General features: G+C 32.9%; 2 protein-coding genes and 1 pseudogene. All 3 read right to left on the reverse strand.

Annotation, left to right across the window (positions count from 1 at the left end):
* Positions 1-185 precede the first annotated feature (185 nt).
* Positions 186-839 carry a Vat family streptogramin A O-acetyltransferase gene (locus AC1DRF_RS21115; protein ID WP_477741610.1) on the reverse strand — a complete coding sequence of 218 codons (654 nt, stop codon included), beginning with the start codon at positions 837-839 and terminating at the stop codon, positions 186-188.
* Positions 840-855: 16 nt separating this feature from the next.
* The gene (locus tag AC1DRF_RS21120) at positions 856-1752 is read right to left on the reverse strand and encodes a Vgb family protein (RefSeq protein WP_427077316.1); all 897 of its coding nucleotides are present in this window, start codon (positions 1750-1752) and stop codon (positions 856-858) included.
* A 365-nt stretch (positions 1753-2117) separates the two neighbouring features.
* Positions 2118-2315, reverse strand: a pseudogene (locus tag AC1DRF_RS21125) (MerR family transcriptional regulator); the annotation flags it as partial.
* Between the last annotated feature and the right edge of the window lie 777 nt (positions 2316-3092).

The raw sequence follows: 3092 nt of genomic DNA on the forward strand, positions 1-3092 counted from the left end.
TCTTTATAGAATTCAGTACTCCTTTTAAAATCATTAACTAATAGTCTGATTTGTAGCAGCTTCAATTCAATCTCCTCCTCATGGTATAATTCTCTCTATTTATCAAAAGACCTTCGTGTTTTTTCATTCGTGTACCCTACACATTTTTAGTTAACCTAATAGAAATTATAGATAATTGTCCTTTCTTAATTGTGATTTTTCAATTTTTCTAGCTTGTCTATGTCTCCATTAACTATTACATCAATATGGGTAGAAATAATATCAATAGTTAAATCCCACCATTTAATTTCTAATAATTTATTAATAATTTGTTCTGGGAAACGTTCTTTGATTTTTAGTGCAGGATTTCCTCCAACAATCGTGTAGGGTTCCACATCCTTTGTAATAACTGACTTGGCTGCTACAATGGCACCGTCACCTATATTAATTCCGGGCATAATGACCGTGTCCATTCCAATCCAGACATCATTTCCAATTATCGTATCCCCCTTAAACGGCAATTGATCTAGCGTTGGTGTATGTTTTTCCCAACCTTGCCCAAAGATATTGAACGGATAAGCTGAGAAGCCATCCATTCTATGATTTGCTCCATTCATAATAAACGTTACGCCTGGAGCTAGGCCACAAAATTTCMCTATAACAAGTCGATCACCAAAGAACTCATAATGATACAATACTTGATCCTCAAAGGATTCTCCCTTTCTTGCATCGTAATAAGAATAATCACCTACGATAATATTTGGCCTAGTAATTGTATTTTTAATGAATTGTACAACACCATTTCCTTTAATCGGATATTTATCTGTAGGATCTGGGCCGTGTGCTTTGTTCGATTCCATAAATATTCACTGCCTCTCATGGTTTGTGAGCAAAACTTAATCGACCTAACTTATTACATTCCTCTGCGAACCATAAGGCTTGATCAGATCCGACTACGATACCATGTGGCTCCGCATTTGCTGTAGGAATAGGATATTCCGTAATTTCTCCGTTCATGGTAATACGCCCTATCTGATTGCTTCCCCATTCAGTAAACCATAAAGCATTATCGGGACCTGTTACAATTGCATGCGGACGAGCATTCGGGGTAGGAATAGAATACTCATTTATAATTCCAGAAGTGGTAATTCTCCCAATATTATTGCCGTTAATTTCTACAAACCAAAGTGCATCATCCGGACCATTTGTAATCCCTACAGGCCCAGCTTGTTCTGTAGGTAACTGATATGTAGTTACTTCTCCTTCTAGCGTAATACGCCCTATTTGATTACTTTGATTTAGAGTAAACCATAGAGCACTATCAGAACCTGCCACAATAAAAGAAGGGTAGGAACCAGGCTGGGGTAGATCATGCTCGATTATTTCACCTGATGGTAAAATTTGTCCTATTCTATTTCCATCCATTTCTGTGAACCAAATGTCTCCATTGTGTCCTTCAGTTACTCCAAAAGGTGCTGAATCTGGGTTAGGTAGGACATATTCCATAATCTCTCCTGTTATTGTTAGTTTTCCAATTTTATTAGCCTTATTTTCCGCAAACCAAATGTCACCCTGAGTCGTAGAAATAATGGATAGTGCCCCGGCATTAATAGTAGGGATATTGAAATGCTTCACCTTACCCTCTACAGTCATTCGCCCAATTTGATTGGTTTTATGTTGGGTAAACCAAAGTGCGCCGTCTTTTCCTGAAGTAATCCCATAAGGCCCTGAATCTGCATGAGGCAATTCGTATTCTTTGATGTTTACGATCAAATAAATTCCTCCTTTTCTTTGTATAAAATCTTTTTAGTAATTCGTTATAAGATAATTAGATTCCTGTCAAAGAAGTCTTTTATAAGACGAGAAAAATTAATTAACATAATAGAGATTTCCGGAACACAACCCAAAAAGGAACCCTTATGGGAGTAAGAGTTCTAACAGAGTCATTTTTATAGCATATGCAAATTTTTATACACTCTTTATGTATCAATGTTTCTATTTAGGCTAAATGATAATGGGATGCATAATATACACTTATAAAAAAATTGTATATAAATAATCCAGTGAATATTGGTGATACGGATGGAGTAAACATGAGCAAAGACTAAAAGAACAAATCAAATTTACCTACTTTAAAATAAATCCTTACGCATTTCYCGTGTTCKAACRCCATCTTCAATTTTTTCTGCAATGTCCATTAACCTTTCAATGTCGGAAAAGGAATACATTCGGGTACCTGAAGAGTTTCGTTTTGGRAAAATAAGCTCTCGCTCTTCATAATAACGAACTTGTCTTTCTGATAAACCTGTCATTTCAGTAACGATTTTTATAGTCATAACTTTCTCATCTAAATATGGATGATTTTTAGTCAAGAWTATCCTCTCCTATTTCCATTCTTTATCAGTATATATGTTATTAACTTTTGGWTTGTATATAGAAATGAAGTTTATTAAAWATASCACRTTATAAAYACTTCTTGATGAAARGCGTTTWTASTTMTTGAGAGTGACAYTAGGKTAACTAATTTYAAAAAGCRAGYKTTTCAAAATCAATAATAAGAAGAAMATAARAGCTTYTAAMTTGCTSAAATTTRMGKCGAACYATTTATTATATGTAAAACCAAAGTTMATTCCCTCAGAGAGCGTTTCTCTGTATATTTGAAAYATATTTTARTCTGATTAYKAATGAAATATRTKGATAMGGTGYAACCTATATCATTYTAGKCATTTTCACTCCGATAAATAAAAAGACTTGCTTTAGATAGAAAGCAAGTTGAAAGAAGGATAATCACTTTGGTRATTCCATTATAATCCAATMAKTATAGTGAATCATTAAAATATGGTTAAAAATMAATTAAAAGTAAATTAATTSATWAAAAGTATTAATTAACCTTTCGTTTGARTTTCGTTAAAGTAATTTCATTAATTCMAATAAAWTTYTTAACTTTATTCCTTTAATTTTTTAAAACAGAATAGAATTAGATGTCCGTAAAAGTATACATTTTTAGCTACCCTAATGTAACTTATCGGTAATTAAACAACAAAAAGCTCTTTGATCAGAGCTTTTTGTTGTTTAAGAATAAAATTTAATTATCTACATCATTAGCATTAAAT

The sequence above is a fragment of the Priestia sp. P5_B4 genome, from assembly GCF_056400385.1.